The 20,977-nt window shown below is 56.7% G+C and carries 19 protein-coding genes; 11 read left to right on the plus strand and 8 right to left on the minus strand.

Features of this window, described 5'->3' with window-relative positions; translation table 11 throughout:
- Positions 1 to 2: 2 nt before the first annotated feature.
- Genes ssuD through ssuE form a run of 3 tightly spaced genes read right to left on the minus strand, consistent with a single transcriptional unit; the run spans position 3 to position 2,747 of the window.
- A complete protein-coding gene (ssuD, locus tag CLM71_RS08035) occupies positions 3 to 1,151 on the minus strand; it encodes an FMNH2-dependent alkanesulfonate monooxygenase (protein WP_105230543.1) in 1,149 nt (382 codons plus the stop codon).
- A gap of 16 nt (positions 1,152 to 1,167) precedes the next feature.
- Positions 1,168 to 2,142 (minus strand): sulfonate ABC transporter substrate-binding protein, encoded by a 975-nt coding sequence (locus CLM71_RS08040; protein WP_370446979.1) that lies wholly within the window; start codon positions 2,140 to 2,142, stop codon positions 1,168 to 1,170.
- A 32-nt stretch (positions 2,143 to 2,174) separates the two neighbouring features.
- The gene (gene ssuE, locus CLM71_RS08045) at positions 2,175 to 2,747 is read right to left on the minus strand and encodes an NADPH-dependent FMN reductase (protein WP_105230545.1); all 573 of its coding nucleotides are present in this window, start codon (positions 2,745 to 2,747) and stop codon (positions 2,175 to 2,177) included.
- A gap of 310 nt (positions 2,748 to 3,057) precedes the next feature.
- On the opposite strand from ssuE, the gene pyrD reads away from it, so the two are divergent.
- Together pyrD and CLM71_RS08055 are read left to right on the plus strand one after the other, a co-directional pair.
- A complete protein-coding gene (gene pyrD, locus CLM71_RS08050) occupies positions 3,058 to 4,068 on the plus strand; it encodes a quinone-dependent dihydroorotate dehydrogenase (protein ID WP_105230546.1) in 1,011 nt (336 codons plus the stop codon).
- A 235-nt stretch (positions 4,069 to 4,303) separates the two neighbouring features.
- A complete protein-coding gene (locus CLM71_RS08055; RefSeq protein WP_105230547.1) occupies positions 4,304 to 4,852 on the plus strand; it encodes a cell division protein ZapC in 549 nt (182 codons plus the stop codon).
- Positions 4,853 to 4,854: 2 nt separating this feature from the next.
- Here CLM71_RS08055 and CLM71_RS08060 read toward each other — a convergent pair whose 3' ends face one another.
- A complete protein-coding gene (locus tag CLM71_RS08060; RefSeq protein ID WP_105230548.1) occupies positions 4,855 to 5,958 on the minus strand; it encodes a YcbX family protein in 1,104 nt (367 codons plus the stop codon).
- Between the two features lie 103 nt (positions 5,959 to 6,061).
- Here CLM71_RS08060 and rlmKL point away from each other — a divergent pair, with 103 nt between their 5' ends.
- The 7 genes from rlmKL to CLM71_RS08095 all read left to right on the plus strand — a co-directional run bounded on the left by rlmKL (position 6,062) and on the right by CLM71_RS08095 (position 14,976).
- Complete coding sequence (gene rlmKL / locus CLM71_RS08065) at positions 6,062 to 8,182, plus strand: bifunctional 23S rRNA (guanine(2069)-N(7))-methyltransferase RlmK/23S rRNA (guanine(2445)-N(2))-methyltransferase RlmL (protein WP_105233257.1); 2,121 nt, start codon at positions 6,062 to 6,064, stop codon at positions 8,180 to 8,182.
- Positions 8,183 to 8,187: 5 nt separating this feature from the next.
- Entirely contained in the window at positions 8,188 to 10,092 is a 1,905-nt protein-coding gene (locus tag CLM71_RS08070) for an ABC transporter ATP-binding protein (protein ID WP_105230549.1), read from the plus strand.
- Between the two features lie 76 nt (positions 10,093 to 10,168).
- Complete coding sequence (gene pqiA, locus CLM71_RS08075; RefSeq protein ID WP_370447002.1) at positions 10,169 to 11,479, plus strand: membrane integrity-associated transporter subunit PqiA; 1,311 nt, start codon at positions 10,169 to 10,171, stop codon at positions 11,477 to 11,479.
- On the plus strand, positions 11,466 to 13,112 hold the full coding sequence (gene pqiB / locus CLM71_RS08080) for an intermembrane transport protein PqiB (protein ID WP_105230550.1): 1,647 nt from the start codon (positions 11,466 to 11,468) through the stop codon (positions 13,110 to 13,112). The genes pqiA and pqiB overlap by 14 nt, the downstream gene beginning before the upstream one ends.
- Complete coding sequence (pqiC, locus tag CLM71_RS08085; protein WP_105230551.1) at positions 13,109 to 13,669, plus strand: membrane integrity-associated transporter subunit PqiC; 561 nt, start codon at positions 13,109 to 13,111, stop codon at positions 13,667 to 13,669. Before pqiB ends, pqiC begins: the two co-directional genes overlap by 4 nt.
- Before the next feature lie 272 nt (positions 13,670 to 13,941).
- On the plus strand, positions 13,942 to 14,109 hold the full coding sequence (gene rmf / locus CLM71_RS08090; RefSeq protein WP_004964703.1) for a ribosome modulation factor: 168 nt from the start codon (positions 13,942 to 13,944) through the stop codon (positions 14,107 to 14,109).
- 399 nt (positions 14,110 to 14,508) lie between these two features.
- On the plus strand, positions 14,509 to 14,976 hold the full coding sequence (locus tag CLM71_RS08095; protein ID WP_158684791.1) for a hypothetical protein: 468 nt from the start codon (positions 14,509 to 14,511) through the stop codon (positions 14,974 to 14,976).
- Positions 14,977 to 15,074: 98 nt separating this feature from the next.
- Here the strand turns inward: CLM71_RS08095 and fabA are convergent, their stop codons facing one another.
- Together fabA and CLM71_RS08105 are read right to left on the minus strand one after the other, a co-directional pair.
- Entirely contained in the window at positions 15,075 to 15,593 is a 519-nt protein-coding gene (fabA, locus tag CLM71_RS08100; protein WP_015671798.1) for a bifunctional 3-hydroxydecanoyl-ACP dehydratase/trans-2-decenoyl-ACP isomerase, read from the minus strand.
- Positions 15,594 to 15,661: 68 nt separating this feature from the next.
- A complete protein-coding gene (locus tag CLM71_RS08105; protein ID WP_199776401.1) occupies positions 15,662 to 17,410 on the minus strand; it encodes a Lon protease family protein in 1,749 nt (582 codons plus the stop codon).
- Positions 17,411 to 17,618: 208 nt separating this feature from the next.
- Between CLM71_RS08105 and matP the strand changes: the two genes are divergently transcribed.
- On the plus strand, positions 17,619 to 18,077 hold the full coding sequence (gene matP / locus CLM71_RS08110; protein WP_105230554.1) for a macrodomain Ter protein MatP: 459 nt from the start codon (positions 17,619 to 17,621) through the stop codon (positions 18,075 to 18,077).
- Positions 18,078 to 18,188: 111 nt separating this feature from the next.
- On the opposite strand, the gene ompA is transcribed toward matP, so the two are convergent.
- Both ompA and sulA read right to left on the minus strand, forming a co-directional pair.
- On the minus strand, positions 18,189 to 19,256 hold the full coding sequence (ompA, locus tag CLM71_RS08115; RefSeq protein ID WP_105230555.1) for a porin OmpA: 1,068 nt from the start codon (positions 19,254 to 19,256) through the stop codon (positions 18,189 to 18,191).
- Between the two features lie 361 nt (positions 19,257 to 19,617).
- On the minus strand, positions 19,618 to 20,130 hold the full coding sequence (gene sulA / locus CLM71_RS08120) for an SOS-induced cell division inhibitor SulA (RefSeq protein ID WP_105230556.1): 513 nt from the start codon (positions 20,128 to 20,130) through the stop codon (positions 19,618 to 19,620).
- Between the two features lie 230 nt (positions 20,131 to 20,360).
- On the opposite strand from sulA, the gene CLM71_RS08125 reads away from it, so the two are divergent.
- Complete coding sequence (locus tag CLM71_RS08125) at positions 20,361 to 20,966, plus strand: TfoX/Sxy family DNA transformation protein (RefSeq protein WP_105230557.1); 606 nt, start codon at positions 20,361 to 20,363, stop codon at positions 20,964 to 20,966.
- The last annotated feature ends 11 nt before the right edge of the window (positions 20,967 to 20,977 follow it).

Here is a 20,977-nt window from a genome sequence, read left to right on the forward strand (position 1 = left end):
CCTTAGCTTTGCGACGCCCGCTGCGGCGCGTAGATATTGGCGATGACTTCCCCCTGAGGCGTGACCGGACGCAGCGGCGTCGGCGCGGCGTTTTGTGCGACGTCCAGATGCGGGAACAGCAGTTCGCCTACGCGATAGGCCTCTTCCAGATGCGGATAGCCGGAAAGAATAAAGGTGTCGATGCCTAAATCGGCATACTCCTGGATGCGCTGCGCCACCGTCGGGCCGTCGCCCACCAGCGCGGTGCCGGCGCCGCCGCGCACCAGACCGACGCCCGCCCACAGGTTCGGGCTGATCTCCAGGTTATCTTTCTTGCCGCCGTGCAGCGCCGCCATGCGCTGCTGACCAACCGAATCGAAGCGGGCGAACGCCTGCTGCGCATCGGCGATGGTTTTATCGTCAAGATTGGCGATCAGACGATCGGCGGCGCGCCAGGCCTCTTCGTTGGTTTCACGCACGATCACGTGCAGGCGGATGCCGAAACGCACTTTGCGTCCTTTGGCTGCGGCTTTGGCGCGCACCTCGTCCAGTTTTTGTTTCACCTGCTCCGGCGGCTCACCCCAGGTCAGATACAGTTCCACCTGATCGGCGGCCAGATCCTGCGCGGCAGCCGACGATCCGCCGAAATAGAGCGGCGGTCGCGGCTGCTGCACCGGCGGGAACAGCAGTTTGGCGCCTTTTACCTGAATATGCTTGCCGTTGAAATCGACAGTTTCACCTTCCAGCACCCGACGCCAGATATGGGTAAACTCCGCCGAGGCTTCATAGCGTTCCTCATGGTTAAGGTGCAGCCCTTCGGCCGCCAGTTCGTCCGGGTCGCCGCCGGTGACCAGATTAAACAGCGCGCGGCCGTTGGAGAGGCGATCCAGCGTTGCCGCCTGCCGCGCCGCCAGCGTCGGGGAGATAATGCCGGGACGCAGCGCCACCAGGAATTTCAGCCGTTGCGTGACGGGGATCAGCGACGCCGCCACCAGCCAGGAGTCCTCGCAGGAACGTCCGGTCGGGATCAGGACGCCGCCGAACCCCAGGCGGTCTGCTGCCTGAGCGATCTGCTGCAGATAGCCATGATCGACGCTGCGCGCTCCTTCGCTTGATCCCAGATAGTGGCCGTCGCCGTGAGTGGGCAAGAACCAAAAGATATTCAGACTCATAAGAAGCTCTCCTCAATTATTGGGCGCTGGGGTGCCAGACGCGTTGTGAAATATCCAGCTTTACCGGCACCAGACGGTTGGCATAGAACAGATCGGCAGTTTGCTGCTGGGCTTTGATGGTGTCAGCATTGAGCGGCGTAATGGTGGTCACCGGCCGATGATCCAGGTAGGCGGCGATCACCGGCTGCGGTAGGCCGATGGTCTTGGCCAGCAGGGTGATACTCTGTTCGCGATCGCTGCGGGACAGCGCGTCAGCCTGCGTCAGCACCTTCAGCACCTGCTGAATAAACGGGCCGTTGGCTTCGGTATACGGCCGGGCGGCCAGATAAAACGAGCCGGTCTGGTTGAGCTTGCTGCCGTCGGTGAGCACCCGCACGCCGCCCTGCAGCAGCGCCGCAGAGTAGTAGGGATCCCAAATCGCCCAAGCGTCGACGTTACCCTGCTGGAAGGCGGCGCGGGCGTCTGCCGGGGTCAGGTATACCGGCTGAATATCCGTAAATTTCAGGCCGGCCTGCTGCAGGGCGCGCAGCAGCAGGTTGTGCGAACTGGAGCCTTTCTGAAAGGCGACTTTATGCCCTTTCAGCTCGGCGACGTCATGGATCGGACTGTTTTCCGGCACCAGAATCACTTCCGCCTTAGGCTTGGGTGGCTCGACGCCGACGTACAGCAGATCGGCGCCGGCGGCCTGCGCAAAGATCGGCGGAATATCGCCGGTGCTGCCGACATCAATACTGCCGACGTTCAACGCCTCCAGCATTTGCGGCCCGGCGGGGAATTCGGTCCAGCTGATTTTGGTATCCGGGAAACGCTGCTCCAGCAGACGGTGGCTTTTTGCCAGCACCAGACTGACGGAACCTTTTTGGTAACCGATGCGCAGCTGCTGGGGGCCGGGATCGGCCATGGCGCTGTGGGCACCAACGCCCAGCGCCAGAATGGCCGTCAGCGACGTGGTGTGCAGCCAGCGGCGCCAGGAAGAAAATCGCGTCATCATTATTTTCCTTATGGTGGTGTTAATCGCCAGGGTCAGGATTGCGCCGGCAGCAGCTCTGGCGCGGGAGAAGGCGCAGGCTGGCGACGGCTCAATGCCAGATAGAAGTTGTCCAGCGCCTCTTCCAGCCGCAGCGCCACCGCATCGCTGGGCGTTAACCGCTCGCCCTGTGACGTCAGTTGGCCGTCATCGGCGAACACGCCGTGCAATACCTCCTGGGCTTTTAACGCCGATAACACCGGCTTTAAGGCATAATCCACCGCCAGCATGTGGCCGATAGAGCCGCCGGTGGCCAGCGGTAGCACCACTTTGTGTTCCAGCGCGCGTTCGGGCAGCAGATCCAGCAGGGTTTTCAACGCACCGGAAAACGATGCCTTATACACCGGGGTGGAGATCAGCAGCCCGTCGGCCTGCGCCAGGCGGGCGGCAAAAGTTTTAATCGTCGGGCTGTTGAAGTTGGCGCGCAGCAAGTCTTCCGCGTCGAAGTCATGCAGGGTGTAGGGCGTCACTTCAACGCCGCGGCGCTGCAGCCACTGTTGGCCAATATTCAGTAACCCCGCAGAACGGGAGGGGAGGCGCGGGCTGCCGGCCAGGGTTATAACGTGCATAACCAATCCTTATAACTAAAAGTTAGGTTTAATGAGTAAAAGATGAGTAAGTGTTTTAAAGCTAACAGCAAAGCGGCCGGTTTTTTAAATCTCATTTTTGGCTTTGGTTATGCGGAAATACGCATTGGCGATGTGCGGCGGGAGCGGCGGGAAAACGGTTGCGTAAAAAACGCCTTTTTTGCGCGGAATCAATTCCAATTACGTCGGGGATCCCGGATAATATGCCCCCGGTTTGTAACTAACCCAATAGCGTTCGGGATGCGGCGGCCACTTCCGCATCTTGGGGATAACCGGGAAATCAGGAGAGTACATGTACTACCCCCTCATCAGGAAAGCGTTGTTCCAGCTCGATCCAGAGCGCGCGCATGAATTGACCTTCCAGCAACTGCGCCGTGTGACCGGCACCCCTTTCGAATTTCTGGTGCGCCAGTCGGTGCCGACCAAACCGGTAACCTGTATGGGGCTGTCTTTTAAGAATCCGCTAGGGCTGGCCGCCGGTCTGGATAAAAACGGCGAATGCATCGACGCGCTGGGCGCGATGGGCTTCGGTTTTATTGAAATCGGCACCGTGACGCCGCGCCCGCAGCCGGGCAACGACAAGCCGCGGCTGTTCCGCATTGTTGAAGCTGAAGGCATTATTAACCGCATGGGCTTTAATAACCACGGTGTGGACAACCTGGTTGAGAACGTCAAAAAATCCCATTTTGGCGGCATCCTGGGGATTAATATCGGCAAGAATAAAGATACGCCGGTAGAAGAGGGTAAAGACGATTATCTGATCTGTATGGATAAAGTTTATCCGTATGCCGGTTATATTGCGATCAACATCTCTTCACCGAATACGCCGGGATTAAGATCCCTGCAGTATGGTGAAGCGCTGGACGATCTTTTGGCAGCGGTTAAAAATAAGCAGGCGGAGTTACATGAGCGCCATCACAAATATGTGCCGGTAGCGGTAAAGATCGCGCCGGATCTTTCTGAGGAAGAGTTGATCCAAATTGCCGACAGTTTGGTTCGCCATAATATTGATGGGGTCATCGCCACCAATACCACGCTGGATCGTAAACTGGTGCAGGGATTAAATTACTGCGAGCAGATGGGGGGGCTGAGCGGCCGTCCCGTCCAGTCGCTCAGCACCGAGGTGATCCGTCGCCTGTCGCAGGAAATGCAGGGCAAGCTGCCGATTATCGGCGTCGGCGGAATTGATTCTCTGACCGCCGCGCGAGAAAAAATAGCGGCGGGGGCGACGCTGGTGCAAATTTATTCCGGCTTTATCTACCATGGTCCGCGTTTGATTAAAGATATCGTTAACCATATCTAATATTTTTTTCCTTTCAGACCTTGTCGGGGGTTTATTTATTCCCCCGGCTCGTCTATATTTTGTTCATTAGCCTAAATATCGTTCGCGGAATTATCCGATGTTTAGGCAAGATTTTAGGTGGTAGAATCACCCTTTGGGGTAAATTATATGCCTGAGGCGAGAAGCGGCGCATAGCGAGCGCGGCTTCTTTTTGTGCCGGGCATATTCGTTGGCGAGTGGCGATAAAGGACAAACGATGAAGATAAAACCTGACGATAATTGGCGTTGGTATTTCGACGCCGAACACGACCGGCTGATGCTTGATTTGGCCAACGGGATGATCTTTCGTTCGCGTTTTCCGGCCAAGATGCTGACGCCGGATGCATTTGACGAATGCGCGTTTTGCGTTGAGGACGCCGCGCTGTACTTTACCTATGAAGAGCAGTGCAAACGCACCAAACTCAGCCATGAGCAGCGCGCGGAGCTGGTGCTGAATGCGCTGGTGGCCTACCGTTTCCTCAAGCCGCTGATGCCGAAGAGCTGGCATTTTGCCCAGCAGCATTTCCCGCTGCAGCCGAAAAACGGCGAGCTGGTGGCGGTGAAAGTGATGGACAGCGGACATGACGCGCGGTTGCTGGTGGTGGAAGCCGGCGATAACGCCAGCCTGTGTTTACTGGCGCAGGGCCAACTGACGGTAGCAGGACGCACCATGGCATTCGGCGACGCCATCAAGGTGATGCACGACCGCCTGAAACCCTATTCGCACGATGCCGATACCGCCCCGGCGTACGACAGAGCGGTCTGAGCCTAACTTAACGTCAGATCGCTTTTGGGTATACAGCTGCAGGACAGAATCGTGCCGTCATTCGCCAGCGCGCTTTTCGTCAGCGGTGCCACTTCGCCTTTGACCAGCGTCATTTGGCAGGTTCCGCAGATCCCCGCCCGGCAGGAGTAGGGAACGCGGATGCCTTGCTGTTCCAACTGCTCCAGTAAAATCTGCTGATTGTTGCCGCTAAACACCTGACCCTGATAGTCGATGGTGAGGCTTTGCGCCTGGTTTTGCGGCGCCTGCACCTTTTCGGCCACCTTGCCGGCGTGGTAAGGACGCGGTGGTTTATTCGACAAGACCTCTACCGCGTCGCCAACGCGGATAATACCGCTGTTGCGGGCAATCATATTCTGACCGAAATCCACATCGCCGTTATCCGCCGTGCGGAAGCCCTGCAGCGTTGTCAGCGGCTCGCCGCTCGGGTGCTTGCGTCCGCGTTCGGTACTGACGGTCGTCAGCACGCAGCGGCTGCACGGTTTGACCAGATCGAACATCACCTCGCCCACGCGGATCACTTGCCAGCCGTCTTCGGCCCAGGGCGCTGCGCCGCTCACCACCAGATTCGGACGGAACTGCTCCAGCTTGATGCCGGCAGGGCAACGCTGCTGCAGATCGCGGAATGAGGCTTCATTAATCAGCAGGAACGGATAGCCGTCGGCAAAAGACAGCGGCACCTCCGGGTGTTTTTTGACGCGCCGGGTCAGTTCCGGCCCGAGCCAGCGCAGCTGTACGTCTCGCTGGAAATAGCCGCTCAGCCACTGGTTGATGGCCGCCGGCGCCACCCGGGCGGTGAAATGGTTGCCCCACACTTCGGTCGGCTGCTGCTCGGCGGCAAAGTCGTCAAAGCGAATCGTCGCGCTGTCGCCGTCGGGTGCCGTCAGATACAGGCCGTCCGCCAGCAGCGCCGGCGTGAACAGCACCATCTGCGGATATTGCCGCGCGGTGATAAAGGTTCCGTCGGGGCTGGTGATCATAAAGCTGCGATCGAACGCCAGCCCGTGGTTCGCCACCTGGGCGTGGGAGAGCTGTAAACCGCGTAAAGATTTCACCGGATGGACGTAAAGCCGAGAAAGCGTGATCACCCTTGCCTCCGTGGGTTTTGTAAATAGGGAGGAGCAACTTTATGACAAGCGGTGCGGATTAGCTATAATGCGCAACAATTTTCTTTTTGGTGATAAGTACGATATGAACTCTTTGTTTGCTAGCACAGCGCGTGGATTGGAAGAACTGTTAAAAAGCGAACTGGAGCGGCTTGGCGCCCACGCCTGTAAAGTCGTGCAGGGCGGGGTACATTTTCAAGGCGACGATCGTCTTCTGTACCAAAGTCTGCTGTGGAGCCGCCTGGCTTCACGCATTTTGCTGCCGCTGAATGAATTCCGCGTGCACAGCGATCTGGATCTCTACCTTGGCGTGCAGGCGATTGACTGGATGTCGATTTTCGGCGTGGATAAAACCTTCGCCGTCCACTTCAGCGGCGTGAACGAAGAGATCCGCAACAGCCAGTACGGCGCGCTGAAAGTGAAAGACGCCATCATCGACAGTTTTACCCGCAAAATCGACCAGCGCCCGACCGTGGCGAAACAGCAGCCGGACATCCGGATAAACGTCTTCCTGCAGCGCGATATGGCCAGCGTGGCGCTCGATTTGAGCGGCGAAGGCCTGCACCAGCGCGGCTACCGCGATCTGACCGGCCAGGCGCCGCTGAAAGAGACCCTGGCGGCGGCGATCGTGCAGCGCTCCGGCTGGCAGCCGGGCACGCCGATGCTGGATCCGATGTGCGGTTCCGGCACCTTACTGATCGAAGCGGCGATGATCGCCGCCGACCGCGCACCGGGGCTGCATCGCCAGCACTGGGGCTTCAGCGCCTGGAACGGCCACAACGCCGAGCTGTGGCGTGAAGTGGTGGCGGAAGCGCAGGTGCGCGCCCGCCGCGGACTGCAGGAAACGACCTCGCGCTTCTTCGGTTCGGATATCGATCGCCGGGTGATTGACATGGCGCGCGCCAACGCCCGCCGTGCCGGCGTCGCTGAACTGATTACTTTTAACGTCAATGACGTCAGCAAGCTGCACAACCCGCTGCCGGAAGGCCCGGCAGGCACCGTACTCAGCAACCCGCCGTATGGCGAACGCCTGGAAAGCGAACCGGCGCTGATTGCGCTGCACAACATGCTGGGGCGCGTTATGAAGAGCGCATTCGGCGGCTGGCAGCTGTCGCTGTTCAGCGCTTCACCGGAACTGCTGAGCTGCCTGCAGCTGCGCGCCGAGCGCCAGTACAAGGCCAAAAACGGCCCGCTGGACTGCGTGCAGAAAAACTATCAGCTGGCGGAAAGCCCGCAGGGCAGCGGCGGCATTCAGGTGGCGGAAGATTTCGCCAACCGGCTGCGTAAAAACGTCAAAAAGCTGGATAAATGGGCGAAGCAGCAGGGGATTGAATGCTATCGCCTGTACGACGCCGATCTGCCGGAATATAACGTGGCGGTGGATCGCTACGGCAGCAAGGTGGTGGTGCAAGAGTATGCGCCACCGAAAACGGTCGATGCGCAAAAAGCGCGCCAGCGACTGTTTGACGTGATCAACGCCACGCTGGCGGTATTGGATCTGCCGTCCAACCAGCTGGTACTGAAAACCCGTGAACGGCAGAAGGGCAAAAACCAGTATGAGAAACTGGCGCAGAAGGGCGAGTTCCTGCTGGTGGAAGAGTTTAACGCCAAGCTGTGGGTCAACCTGACCGACTATCTGGATACCGGCCTGTTCCTGGACCACCGTATCGCGCGCCGTATGCTGGGTGAGATGAGCAAAGGGAAAGATTTCCTCAACCTGTTTGCCTATACCGGCAGCGCCAGCGTCCACGCCGGCCTGGGCGGCGCACGCTCCACCACCACGGTCGATATGTCGCGCACCTATCTGGAATGGGCGGAGAAAAACCTGCGCGCCAACGGACTGACCGGCCGGCAGCACCGATTGATACAAGCAGATTGCCTGTCATGGCTGCATAATGCTGCCGAACAGTTCGACGTGATCTTTATCGATCCGCCGACTTTCTCCAACTCCAAGCGGATGGAGAACACCTTTGACGTTCAGCGCGATCATCTGGCGCTGATGACGGATTTAAAACGGTTGCTGCGCCGTAACGGCACCATCATGTTCTCGAATAACAAGCGCGGTTTCCGCATGGATCTGGACGGGCTGCAGGCATTGGGGCTGGAAGCGAAAGAGATCACCGCTCAGACGCTGTCGCAGGATTTTGCCCGTAACCGTCAGATTCACAACTGCTGGCTGGTCACCCATGCCGGCGAAGGAAAATAATTACTATGTCGTTAATTAGCATGTCCGGCGCCTGGCTGTCGTTCAGCGATGCGCCGCTGCTGGACAACACCGAAATTCATATCGAAGACAACGAGCGCGTGTGTCTGGTCGGGCGCAACGGCGCCGGTAAATCCACCCTGCTGAAAATTCTCGGCAAAGAGCAGCCGCTGGATGACGGCCGGGTGATTTACGAACAGGATCTGATTGTTGCGCGCCTGCAGCAGGATCCGCCGCGCAATATCGGCGGCACGGTGTTTGATTTTGTCGCGGAAGGGGTGGCCGAACAGGCCGAACACCTGAAAGCCTATCACGCGATCTCTCACGAGGTAGAGCAGGATCCCAGCGAAAAGAACCTGGCGAAGATGGCGAAGGTCATGGAGATCCTCGATCACCACGGGCTGTGGCAACTGGACAGCCGGATCGCCGAAGTGCTGGCGCAGCTGGGGCTGAACGGCGAAGCGCAGCTGTCATCGCTTTCCGGCGGCTGGCTGCGTAAGGCGGCGCTGGGGCGCGCGCTGGTCAGTTCGCCGCGCGTGCTGCTGCTGGATGAGCCGACCAACCACCTGGATATTGAAACTATCGACTGGCTGGAAGGCTTCCTGAAAGAGTTCCAGGGCAGCATCATCTTTATCTCCCACGACCGTTCGTTTATCCGCAATATGGCGACGCGCATTATCGATCTGGACCGCGGCAAGCTGGTTTCCTGGCCGGGCAATTACGATCAGTATCTGCTGGGCAAAGAGGAAGCGCTGCGGGTGGAAGAGCTGCAAAACGCCGAATTCGACCGCAAACTGGCGCAGGAAGAGGTGTGGATCCGTCAGGGCATCAAGGCGCGCCGTACCCGTAATGAGGGGCGCGTGCGCGCGCTGAAGGCTCTGCGTATGGAGCGCGCCGAGCGTCGCGAAGTGATGGGCACCGCCAAGATGCAGGTGGAAGAGGCGACGCGCTCCGGCAAAATCGTCTTTGAGCTGGAGAACGTCAACTATCAGGTTGGCGATAAAGTGCTGGTGCGCGATTTTTCCGCCCAGGTGCAGCGCGGCGACAAAATTGCGCTGGTCGGGCCGAACGGCTGCGGCAAAACCACGCTGCTGAAGCTGATGCTCGGCCAGTTGCAGGCCGACAGCGGCCGCGTGCACTGCGGCACCAAATTGGAAGTGGCCTATTTCGACCAGCACCGCGCGGAGCTGGATCCTGAACGTACGGTGATGGACAACCTGGCGGAAGGCAAGCAGGAAGTGATGGTCAACGGTCGTTCACGCCATGTGCTCGGCTATCTGCAGGACTTCCTGTTCCATCCGAAACGGGCGATGACGCCGGTGAAGGCGCTGTCGGGCGGTGAACGCAACCGCCTGCTGCTGGCGCGGCTGTTCCTGAAGCCAAGCAACCTGCTGATCCTCGATGAACCGACCAACGATCTGGATGTAGAAACGCTGGAGCTGCTGGAAGAGCTGATCGACGGCTATCAGGGCACCGTACTGCTGGTGAGCCACGATCGTCAGTTCGTGGACAACTCGGTGACCGAGTGCTGGATTTTTGAAGGCAACGGCGTGATTAACGCCTTTGTCGGCGGCTATTATGACGCCCACCATCAGCGCGCCACCGCCAAACCGATCCGTCAGGCCGCGCCGGTAGCTCAGAGCAAGCCGGCGGAGAAAAAAACCGAGCAGCCGAAGAAGTCTGCGACCAAACTGAGCTATAACTTGACGCGTGAGCTGGAACAATTGCCGCAGCGTCTCGAACAGCTGGAAAAGGAGATTGAGGCGTTACAGGCCGAAGTCAGCGATGCTGATTTCTTCTCGCGTCCCCATGAGGAGACGCAAAAGGTGCTGAGCGATTTGGCCGCCGCCGAGCAGGCGCTGGAAAGCGCGTTTGCCCGCTGGGAAGAACTGGAAGCGATGAAAAACGGCTGATTGGCTCAATCTGGCCCGCGAGCTGCTGCGGGCCGGGTTACAGCATTGAGCGTTGATGTTGTTAAGGAGGAAAATGGTGTGTTCCCACGAAAATCACCAGCAGCATAGCCATTCGTTGCACGGCGAGCAGCAAGATGGCCTGATTTTGTGTCCGCAATGCGACATGCTGGTGGCTATGCCGCCTTTGCCCTATGGCAGCAAAGCGGTATGTCCACGCTGTAAAACTCAGCTCAGCACCCGCTGGGATGAACCGCGTAAACGGCCGATCGGCTATGCGCTCAGCGCGCTGTTTATGCTGCTGGTGGCTAACCTGTTCCCGTTCGTCAATATGCGCGTGGCCGGCATCGTCAGCGAAATCAAACTTATCCATATTCCTGAAGTGATGGTGGCGGAAGATTACGCCAGCATGGCAACGCTGTTTATGGTGTTTGTCCAACTGATCCCGACATTTTGCATGCTGGCGATTATGCTGCTGTGCGGCAGGGTGAGACTGCCGCAGGGGCTGAAGGTGTGGATGGCGAAAGTGCTGTTCCAGTTCAAAACCTGGTGCATGGTGGAGATTTTCCTGGCGGGGGTGCTGGTCAGTTTCGTCAAACTGATGGCGTACGGCGATATCGGCATCGGCACCAGTTTTATTCCTTATTGCCTGTTCTGCCTGTTGCAGGTGCGCGCTTTCCAGTGTGTGGACCGCCGCTGGCTGTGGCAGGACATTGAAGCGGCGCCGCCTGTCGCACAGCCGGTCACGGTCGGCAAGACCGGTATGCGCCAGGGGCTGCGTTCCTGCCGCTGCTGCACCGCGATTCTGCCGGCGGAGCAGCTGCGTTGCCCGCGCTGCCACTCGCAGGGTCATGTTCGGCGCAATAATAGCCTGCAGTGGACTATGGCGCTGCTGATCACCTCATTTATTCTGTATATCCCCGCGATGCTGATGCCGATTATGGTGACGGAAGCGCTGGGCAATAAAATGCCGTCTACCGTGATGGCCGGGGTGATTTTGCTGTGGAGCGACGGCTCTTATCCGGTCGCCATGGTGATTTTCATCGCCAGTATTATGGTGCCGAGTCTGAAAATGCTGGCGATCGGCTGGCTGTGCTGGGATGCCAACGTTAAAGGAAAACAGCGTGCGGACAGTGAACGCATGCACCTGATTTATGAAGTCGTAGAGTTTGTTGGCCGTTGGTCAATGATCGACGTGTTTGTCATCGCCGTACTTTCGGCGTTGGTACGAATGGGACAGTTGATGAGTATTTATCCTGCTACCGGCGCACTGCTGTTCGCCCTGGTGGTGATCCTCACGATGTTTGCCGCCATGACGTTTGATCCCCGCCTGAGCTGGGATCGCGTAAATGAAACAATAAAGAAGGAGCCGCAAGGTGACGGAAAGTAATCATAGCATCGCGGATGTTGAAAAGATTAAGCGCTGGTCGCCGGTGTGGATTATTCCGATCGTCACCGCGCTGATCGGCGCCTGGATCCTGTTTTACCATTTCAGCCATCAGGGGCCGGTGGTGACCTTATATACCACGACGGCGGAAGGGCTGGAGGCGGGTAAAACCAAAATCAAAAGCCGCAGCGTAGATGTCGGCACCGTCGAGAGCGTGACGCTGAGCGACGACCTGAATAAGGTGCTGGTGAAGGCGCGGCTCAACGCCGGCATGAATAAACTGCTGCGTCAGGATTCCGCCTTTTGGGTGGTGAAGCCGCAAATCGGCCGTGAGGGGGTCACCGGTCTCGGCACCTTGCTCTCCGGCGCCTATATTGAGCTACAGCCTGGCAGCAAGGGCGATGCGGGTAAAGAAGAGTACCAATTACTGGATGCGCCGCCGCTGGCCTCTCCGGATGCCAAAGGGCTGCGTATTGTGCTCGACAGCGATAAGTCCGGCCAGCTGAACGCCGGCGATCCGGTACTGTTCCGCGGCTATCGCGTCGGCTCGGTGGAAACCAGCTACTTCGACCCGAAAATTCGCGCCATGCGTTATCAGCTGTTTGTTTCCGCGCCTTACGATCAGTTGGTGACCACCAATGTCCGCTTCTGGAAAGACAGCGGGGTGACGTTCGACATGTCGGCGCAGGGCATGCGGGTTGAGATGGGATCGCTGACTACGCTGTTCAGCGGCGGCGTCAGCTTTGACGTACCGCAGGGCTGGGAGCGCGGCGCGAAGGCGAAAGAGAAATCCGTGTACGAGCTGTACGAGAACCAGCGCAGTATCCAGGATTCGCTGTATACCGTGCATAAAGATTACCTGATGTTCTTCTCTGATTCGGTACGTGGTTTGCAGCCTGGCGCGCCGGTTGAGTTCCGCGGCATCCGTCTGGGGACCGTTGCTCAGGTGCCGTTCTATAAAGAAGGCCTGGAGCAGAGTCTGAACAACGATTATCGTATTCCGGTGCTGATCCGCATCGAGCCGGATCGCTTCCAGAAACAGCTGGGTAAAGACTTCGATATGGAGCAGCATCTGAAGGACGCCGAGTCCCGCGGTTTGCGTGCGTCGCTGAAGTCCGCCAACCTGCTGACCGGTTCGCTGTATATCGATCTGGACTTCTACCCGCAGCAAAAAGAGTGGAAAGGGCCGCATACAATGTTCGGTTATCCGCTGTTGCCGACCACCAGCGGTGGCCTGGCGCAAATTCAGCAGAAGCTGATGCAGACGCTGGACAAGATCAATGCGATGCCGCTGAACCCGATGATCAACGAAGCGACCAAAACGCTGGCGGAAAGCCAACGCACCATGCGTGAAACGCAGGAAACCATGAAGTCGCTGAACGAGATTATGTCCAGCAAGGCGATGAAAGATCTGCCGCAGGATATGCAGAAAACGCTGCAGGAACTGAACCGCAGTATGAAAGGCTTCCAGCCGGGTTCTCCTGCCTACAATAAAATGGTGGGTGATATGCAGCGTCTGGATCAGGTATTGCGCGAACTGCAGCCGGTGCTGCGCACCCTGAATGACAAGAGCAATGCATTGGTGTTTGAAGCCAAGAGCAGCGACGATCCTCAGCCGAAGAAGGCCAAACAATGATGAAATGGATTCCGGTAACTCTGGCGCTGTTGCTCAGCGCCTGTAGCAGTACGCCACAGAAAACCTACTATCAGCTGCCGGCGATGAGCGCGCCGGCGCAGCAGGGAAGCGTCGCCTCGGCGTCGCGCCAGCTGTGGCTTGAGCACGTCGGCGTGGCGGATTATCTGGCGCAGAACGGCGTGGTGTATCAGACCAATGACGTGCAGTACGTGATTGGTCAGAACAACCTGTGGGCCAGCCCGCTGGATCAGCAGCTGCAGCAGTCATTGGTCACTAACCTGAGCAATGCGCTGCCGGGCTGGCTGGTTTCCTCGCAGCCGATGAGCAGCGATCAGGATGTACTGAACGTGACGATCACCGGTTTTCACGGTCGCTATGACGGTAAAGCGATTATTCGCGGCGAATGGGTGCTGAACCGCCACGGACAGATGATCAAGCGGCCGTTTAGTCTGGCGCTGACGCAGAGCGAAGATGGCTATGATGCGTTAGTTCGTACGCTGGCCACCGGCTGGCAGCAGGAAGCGCAGACCATTGCCGCCCAGCTTGGTCGTTTTTGATGGCATAAGTGCAGCTTAAATGCTCTAAGCGAACGCCAGCGGCTCATTGCTTGATGACCCGCTGGCGTTTTTTTGATAAGTTTCAATATATTAGTGCGATTCTCGCGTTATCAGCCACTTAGCGATTTCTGTGTATATAGCTCACAAATATGACACTGGCGTGAAATTTGCGCATTGATCTTCACGTCAAATCGCGCTATTGGTTATTCGTGGCTGCACAAAAAGTGGCCGCTGTTTTCTTTCCAGCAGACCAAGAATGAGGGAAACGAGGCATGAAGAGACAGAAGCGAGATCGTCTGGAACGGGCACAGTCCCGTGGTTACCAAGCAGGTCTTTCAGGGCGTTCCAGGGAACTTTGTCCCTACCAGTCTTTAGACGCCCGGGCCAATTGGCTGGGAGGTTGGCGACAAGCCATGGAAGACAGGGCTGTGACCGCTTAAGCGGCTCTCTGTCATGAAGAAGGAGTGACCTCCGCCGGTGCGCGGAGGTTTTCGTTTCTGCCTCCGGGCAACGCTACCGTACGCGATCGTCATTTAAACCGCCTTTCCACACCTCCTCGCAAAAAATGCCGAATAATTTGCTTCACCACCCTTACTTAACTCCCCTTTTATGTTATCAAGGTCATACAAAGTTATTATATAACAATGATTTGCACGGTGAATTGCCGTGTCGGCTTTATATGATGCAGTGATAATGTCTAACAAAAAGATGACGGTGGTAAGGGGCGCGATGCTGAAAATTAACGCAGTCAACGCTATCCCCGGCCTGATGGAGAACGCGTAAAGCCTGGTGAGAACGGGGCTTTATACAGAGAAGGGAAACTTAGATAGGAAAATAACATGGCGATTAAATCAATTCGTTTTCGCGCGGAAGTACTCGAGAGTCCATTGACCGTCCCCGAATTGGGCGGCGGTTTGTTGCCTTTTGCGGCGCCGCCGCATGTTTCTGGCCCGGCCGACGTAGAGATTATGATGGCGAAGGTGTCTGACTCGATATTCAGTGCGGCCGGCAGCAGCGCTGCGGCTATCCAGGGGCAGATCGTGTTCAGCCAGGCATGTAAGACGATGGTAGGCTACTTTAGCGGGGCGCGGGCGGTGGCGGATGATACGCTATTTGCCACGTCGCATCCGGATATCGGCATCCGACTCTCTTGTATCGGCAGGTCCATCTTTCCGGAACAGGGGCAGAACTTCCCGCTGGTTGGCGATATGCTGGTGTTTGAGGCGATGCTGGTCTCATTAAATGACCAGGTCAGGCCGGGGATGATTGAGGCGCGGATTGAGTTTCACTACGGCAGCGATTGGTAGTGCGGTAATTGCGCATTAAAAAAGCCTCGCTAAGCGAGGCTTTCTTGTATCGCATGCGTTTGTGCAGTGCGGCGGCCGGGGAAGCCGCCGTCTGGCCATCAGAACGCCGTGGTGTCCTTGAACAGGCCCACTTTCAGATCGGTGGCGGTGTAAATGACTTCACCGTCGACCAGTACTTCACCGTCGGCTACGCCCATAATCAATTTACGGGTGATAACGCGCTTGAAGTTGATGCGGTAGGTCACTTTTTTCGCGGTAGGCAGAACCTGGCCGGTGAATTTCACCTCGCCGACGCCCAGCGCACGGCCTTTGCCTTCGCCGCCAAGCCAGCCGAGGTAGAAGCCTACCAGCTGCCACATGGCGTCCAGACCCAGGCAGCCTGGCATGACCGGATCGCCGATAAAGTGGCAACCGAAGAACCACAGGTCCGGATTGATATCCAGCTCTGCTTCAACGTAGCCTTTACCGTGTGTGCCGCCTTCTTCTGTCATTTTGACCACGCGGTCCATCATCAACATGTTACCTGCCGGCAACGGCGGGCCGCCGGCGCCAAACAGCTCGCCACGGCCGGATGCTTCGAGGTCTTCTTTCGTATAGGAGTCGCGTTTATCTACCATGTTCTCAGTAAACCTTATTTTAATGAAGGACGAAGATTAGCGAACACGTGTACGCCGAACAAGTCCGATCAGCCGTGGTTAAACCAGTTGAGCCAGCGTAAACACCATGGACGTTGCCGTTCCTGCGGGTTCACCTGCGCTATCCGTTCCTGAATCGCCGCCAGTAAATTTGGCTGCTGTTCATCGGTATAGAGGCAACCCGTTAATAATGGCAAGGTTTCCGCTACGCTGTCCACCGCCCACAGGTGGAATTGTTCTTCGCGCACCGCATCGACCACATCCTGACGCAGACACAGATGACGGACGTTGGCCGCTGGCAAAATAACGCCTTGCTTGCCCGTCAGACCGCGACGTTGACAGACGTCGAAGAAACCTTCGATTTTTTCGTTGACGCCGCCGATAGGCTGGACGTTACCAAACTGGTCGACGGAGCCGGTGACGGCAATCTGTTGGTTAATCGGCTGCTGCGACAGGGCGCTGATCAGTACGCACAGTTCGGCCAGCGTAGCGCTGTCGCCGTCGACTTCACCGTACGATTGCTCAAACACCATAGAAGCGGAAAACGGCAACTGTTGATCCAATTCCAGCTCGGAAATCAAAAATGCCTGCATAATCATCATGCCCTTGGCATGCAGGTTACCGCCCAGCTCCGCCTTGCGCTCGACGTCGGTGAATTCACCGTCGCCGAGGTGAACCACACAGCTAATACGCGAGGGTTCGCCGAAACTGCCGGGATGTCCGGGATAATCCAGCACCGACAGGCCATTAATCTGGCCGATCGCTTCGCCTTCGGTTTGGATCAGGATCTGGCCTAGCTCGATATCATCCTGCATGCGTTCGGCCAGGTAGCTTTCGCGCCATTGGCGGGTGGTCAGGGCGGCATTGAGTGCTTTGGCGGTAATCAGGCCTTCTTCGGCATAGAGCGACGCTTCAGACAGCTGCTGGCCTAGCCAGGTCGGTGAGAGCGGCAGGCTGGCGCAATCGCCGCTGTAGCGTATCGCCTGAGTCAGCAGAGGGGGCCAAACGTCGGCGGCCAGCGCCGGCAACTGCCGTTCGGCCGCCAGAGTATTCACATAGCCGCACCACAGCGTCATATCTTCATCGTCGGCGAGCTGCAGCTCTTCTTCATATTCGCCGTACATCGCCAGCTCGCTGATTTCCGGCTCCATATCATGGAAGTCGGCCAGCCCAAGGCGGTCCCCCACCACAATAAGACGCATCTCCAACGGCATCGGAGGAATAGTGACCGGCAGCGGACGCGTTTCATCCGGGGAGAACCATTGGAATTGGCGTTGGCCGATCATCTGCTTCAGACGCAGCCACATCAGGGGCTGTGCCAGCAGGGTACGCGCGGAGAGGATCAGTACGCCGCCGTTGGCGCGGTGTATCAACCCAGGCGCCAGGGTAATGTTGCCTTGCTGCAGACGCGCGCAGCCGAACAACTGTTCAGGCTCAACCCATTCCTGGAAAATGCAGGCGCCGCCGGCGGCAAACGGCTCATCGCCCTGGCTGGCTGGCTCTACCTGAACCTGACCGTTGTGCACGGTGTAATGGCTGCCGGGGCAGCTTGGCTGCTGTGGCTGGCGCTGTGTGACCGCACTCGCAATTAATGCCAGATATTCACGGTTTTCCTGCGCCTTAAGCAGCATAAAACGGGGTTGAGAACGTGGATGGCAGAATAACGTCAGGGCATTATCCAGCCGGGGCTGCAGCGCAGCAAAGGTGACGGGCGCCAACTGAGCAGCAGAATCGAATATCGCCTGGTAAGGCGCAACGGCAGGCAACAAAGATTGCCATTCAAGTCGGTTATTGGTCAAAGTGTTAGATGCAATTATCAAAAAGTGAAACAGCGATTATACAAGAATAACGTCAGCTTGATACAGTGGAGTGCCGCTTGATGTCCGGGAGTTTGACATCGGGCGACGACTGTGTAAAAAACAGTCTGTCAGAGGTTTTAATTGCCGGGGAAATTCGGCGTAAAGCTGTTATGCTTATTGAAGTTACGCGGTCACTGAAGAGCTCACGATGAAATATCAGCAACTGGAAAACCTGGAGAGCGGTTGGAAATGGAAATACCTGGTGAAGAAGCACCGGGAAGGGGAACTTATCACCCGCTACATTGAAAACAGCGCTGCGCAGGACGCGGTTGACGAGCTGCTGAAATTGGAAAACGAGCCGGTTAAAGTCCTGGCCTGGATTCATGCACATATGAACCCTGCGCTTGATAACCGGATGAAACAGACCATTCGCGCCAGACGCAAGCGCCATTTTAATTCCGAGCATCAGCATACGCGTAAAAAATCCATCGATCTGGAGTTTTTAGTGTGGCAGCGTTTGGCGGCGTTAGCCCGTCGTCGCGGCGTGACACTGTCGGAAACGGTGGTGCAGCTGATTGAAGATGCCGAGCGAAAAGAGAAGTATGCCAGTCAGATGTCGTCGTTAAAACAGGATCTGAAAGCGATCCTGGGCAAAGACGAAGAGTAGGGATAGCAGCGAACGATAAAGCCGGCCGCGCGCCGGTTTTTTTGTGGCGCTAACCGGATACAGACGAAAAAAAACCCCGCAGCGCGGGGTTTTTTATTAAGAAGAGGTAACTTAAGCCTGTGGCTGAGTTACAACGTCTTTAACGCCTTTAACTTCGATTTCTACACGGCGGTTCGGTGCCAGGCACTCGATCTGTGCTTTGGTAGCACGGCCGTTTTTGTAACCGCAGCTATCGGTAACTTGGTTAGCTTCGCCCATGCCACGTGCAGAGATTTTGTCTGCAGGGATGCCTTTAGAAACCAGGTAGTCAACTACGCTGCGAGCGCGGTTTTCAGACAGACGCTGGTTGGATGCATCTTTACCAACTGGGTCAGTGTAGCCCAGAACAACTACGGAACCGTCTTTAGGATCCATAGAGCTCAGCTGGCTGTACAGCTGATCCAGAGCCTGCTGGCCTTCTGGTTTCAGAGTTGCTTTACCGAAGTTGAACAGAACGTCAGACTTCAGAGTGAAACGCTTGGTTTCAACAACTGGAGCTGGAGCTGGCGCTGGTGCTGGAGCTGCTTCGTCCTGACCGAAACGGTAAGAAACGCCCAGGCTCAGCATGGTGTTGTCTGGACGTGCGCCCACGGTGCCTGCGTCGCCGATGTTGCTAACGAACTGATAATCCAGGCGGGTAGCCCAGTTTTTGGTCAGTGCGTATTCAACACCAATCGCAGCCAGCGGAGAAACGCCGGTGTCGTGGTTGCTGATGCGGGTGCCATTGCCAAAGTTAGCTTTGGAATCTGCACGCCATACCATACCACCCAGACGGGTGTAGATGTCCAGATCGTCAGCGATTGGGTAGCTCAGTTTAGCTGCCAGCTGAACGCCCTGTGCCTTGAAAGCACCGTTGTTCACGCTGCCTTTGTAAGGCATACGGCCCAGCCAGTCATAGCCCAGCTCGAAGCCCAGGTATTGGTTCGCCTGGTAACCCAGGAACGCACCAGCACCCAATTGGTTTTCATGGATAGGGCCGTTACCGGTACCGGTGTAGCCGTTGCCATAGAAACCTACGTCATGATACTGGGACCAGCCCAGTTTAGCACCGGTGTACCAGGTGTTATCTTTTGGGGCGGCTTGCGCTACGGTAGCGAAACCGGCCAGTGCCACTGCTAATGCGATAGCTGTCTTTTTCATTTTGCGCCTCGTTATCATCCAAATAGGCAATGAGCTTTAAAGCTGATTTTTAAGCCCTTGGTTAAATTCCTTCGCCAAGGTTTGTGCCCTCGTTTGTTACTCTCCAGTTTTTTACTGGCGTTATAGAGCAACCTTGGCGATGTAAAGTCTACAACGTGGCGCGAAAGTTACAAGTGTGATGTGATAAAGCTCTAAAAAAAAACGCAGAAATAGTCATATTTGCTAACAAATTTAGGCGTATTTTTAGCCGATTTTTTGTTCAGGCAGGGGCGTGGAACCGCGTCTGCTCTCGCTTTGTGCATGATCCCCCAAAGGTTCCATTTTCGGGGGATAAAAATGATGGGAAAAATCCTAAATTTACTTAATGATACAAAGAAGAGTGAATTTTTAGGGTCGGAAACTGTCCCTGAGCCGGGATAGTGTCACGCTGAGGACGCATAATAAAGCCGTATGCATGACCCTGTTCAGCCGCTCGCTGTAATTTTAGACGATCTTCAGCGCTTAGCTCAGGAAGCCAACCGAGCACGGCGCTGTAGTTCCCCGTCAGCAACGCTTTTTCCATCGCATCGACCGTGTTAACCGGGCTGATCTGGCTTAATTGTACGACTTTATCTGCAGGCAGGCCAGAGCGCTGTAGCCACAGCTTGCTGAGTTTCTGCTGCGGCGTCAGCCATAGCAGCCAGCGCGACTGGGTGGCTAACTGCTGCAACAGCGGCAATAATAGAAGCTGAGTGACCGCGGGCTGATGCTCGTTGTAAACAAATTCACCGATCAGGCCATTTTCGTTGGCGCTGCCCGCAGAGGCATCCGGCGCACCATTCAGGGTAAACGCGTTATGGCTGCGATGGGCTTTGTGAAGTGATTGAGTACGCATGTGATATCCCGCCTGTAGTTGTACTGTATGTATATACAGTATCCGCAACGTATCCCGAGATCAAGTCAATTTTTCGTCATGCCTCGCATATTTGTGAACGCTTTTTGTACGCAATGGATTTGTGATTGGCAGTGCAGACATTAATGCGTATTTTTCTATTACGTGTTCTCGTAAGTTTTATCTTATTGATTTTAATTATGATTGACTGAGAAGCCACATAGGAGAATGTTATGCATGGAAGAACCATAGCAAGAGTCGCACAGGCGAAAGCCTGTTTTGACGCATTGGGCAATATTACTACCCGCTCGCAGTTTGGCGGCTATGGATTACTGGCTGACGGCGTCATGTTCGCCGTCGTTGCCGACGGCGAGATGTATTTGCGCGCCACAAAAAGCCTGGAGCCCGAGTTTCGCTCGCGCGGCATGGTCAATATGGTGTACTCAAAGCGCGGCGTGCCGATCATTATGCGCTATTACTGGGTCGACCATCAGCTGTGGGGGGAGCCGCAGGCGCTGTTTGCGCTCGCCTGGCAGGCGAAACGCGAGGCGAGCAAAGAGCTACAGAGCCGCAGTCGCGGCAGCAGGCGCCTGAAGGGCTTGCCGAATATTGATGCCGGCCTGGAGCGTTTGCTGTGGCGGGTGGGGATACGCGACGTCTATGATTTACGTTTGCAGGGGGCCAGAGGATCGTTTCTGAAGCTGATGCTGCAGCAAAAGAACCTGGGGCTGAAGGCGCTGCTGTCGTTGGCCGGCGCGATTGCCGGTTATCATCACGCTGCGTTGCCTGAAGAGATTCGCGGAGAACTGAGCGAGTGGTTCAATAAAGAAGTGTCGTAAGGCGCGTTAGC

Origin of the sequence: Serratia sp. MYb239 (assembly GCF_002966855.1) — a bacterium.
GTDB lineage: Bacteria > Pseudomonadota > Gammaproteobacteria > Enterobacterales > Enterobacteriaceae > Serratia_B > Serratia_B rhizosphaerae.

What these genes read in the sequence shown, in the direction of transcription:
- ssuD (WP_105230543.1), bottom strand. Translation starts at nt 1,151, where the DNA reads ATGAGTCTGAATATCTTTTGGTTCTTGCCCACTCACGGCGACGGCCAC.
- CLM71_RS08040 (WP_370446979.1), bottom strand. Translation starts at nt 2,142, where the DNA reads ATGATGACGCGATTTTCTTCCTGGCGCCGCTGGCTGCACACCACGTCG.
- ssuE (WP_105230545.1), bottom strand. Translation starts at nt 2,747, where the DNA reads ATGCACGTTATAACCCTGGCCGGCAGCCCGCGCCTCCCCTCCCGTTCT.
- pyrD (WP_105230546.1), top strand. Translation starts at nt 3,058, where the DNA reads ATGTACTACCCCCTCATCAGGAAAGCGTTGTTCCAGCTCGATCCAGAG.
- CLM71_RS08055 (WP_105230547.1), top strand. Translation starts at nt 4,304, where the DNA reads ATGAAGATAAAACCTGACGATAATTGGCGTTGGTATTTCGACGCCGAA.
- rlmKL (WP_105233257.1), top strand. Translation starts at nt 6,062, where the DNA reads ATGAACTCTTTGTTTGCTAGCACAGCGCGTGGATTGGAAGAACTGTTA.
- CLM71_RS08070 (WP_105230549.1), top strand. Translation starts at nt 8,188, where the DNA reads ATGTCGTTAATTAGCATGTCCGGCGCCTGGCTGTCGTTCAGCGATGCG.
- pqiC (WP_105230551.1), top strand. Translation starts at nt 13,109, where the DNA reads ATGATGAAATGGATTCCGGTAACTCTGGCGCTGTTGCTCAGCGCCTGT.
- rmf (WP_004964703.1), top strand. Translation starts at nt 13,942, where the DNA reads ATGAAGAGACAGAAGCGAGATCGTCTGGAACGGGCACAGTCCCGTGGT.
- CLM71_RS08095 (WP_158684791.1), top strand. Translation starts at nt 14,509, where the DNA reads ATGGCGATTAAATCAATTCGTTTTCGCGCGGAAGTACTCGAGAGTCCA.
- fabA (WP_015671798.1), bottom strand. Translation starts at nt 15,593, where the DNA reads ATGGTAGATAAACGCGACTCCTATACGAAAGAAGACCTCGAAGCATCC.
- matP (WP_105230554.1), top strand. Translation starts at nt 17,619, where the DNA reads ATGAAATATCAGCAACTGGAAAACCTGGAGAGCGGTTGGAAATGGAAA.
- ompA (WP_105230555.1), bottom strand. Translation starts at nt 19,256, where the DNA reads ATGAAAAAGACAGCTATCGCATTAGCAGTGGCACTGGCCGGTTTCGCT.
- sulA (WP_105230556.1), bottom strand. Translation starts at nt 20,130, where the DNA reads ATGCGTACTCAATCACTTCACAAAGCCCATCGCAGCCATAACGCGTTT.
- CLM71_RS08125 (WP_105230557.1), top strand. Translation starts at nt 20,361, where the DNA reads ATGCATGGAAGAACCATAGCAAGAGTCGCACAGGCGAAAGCCTGTTTT.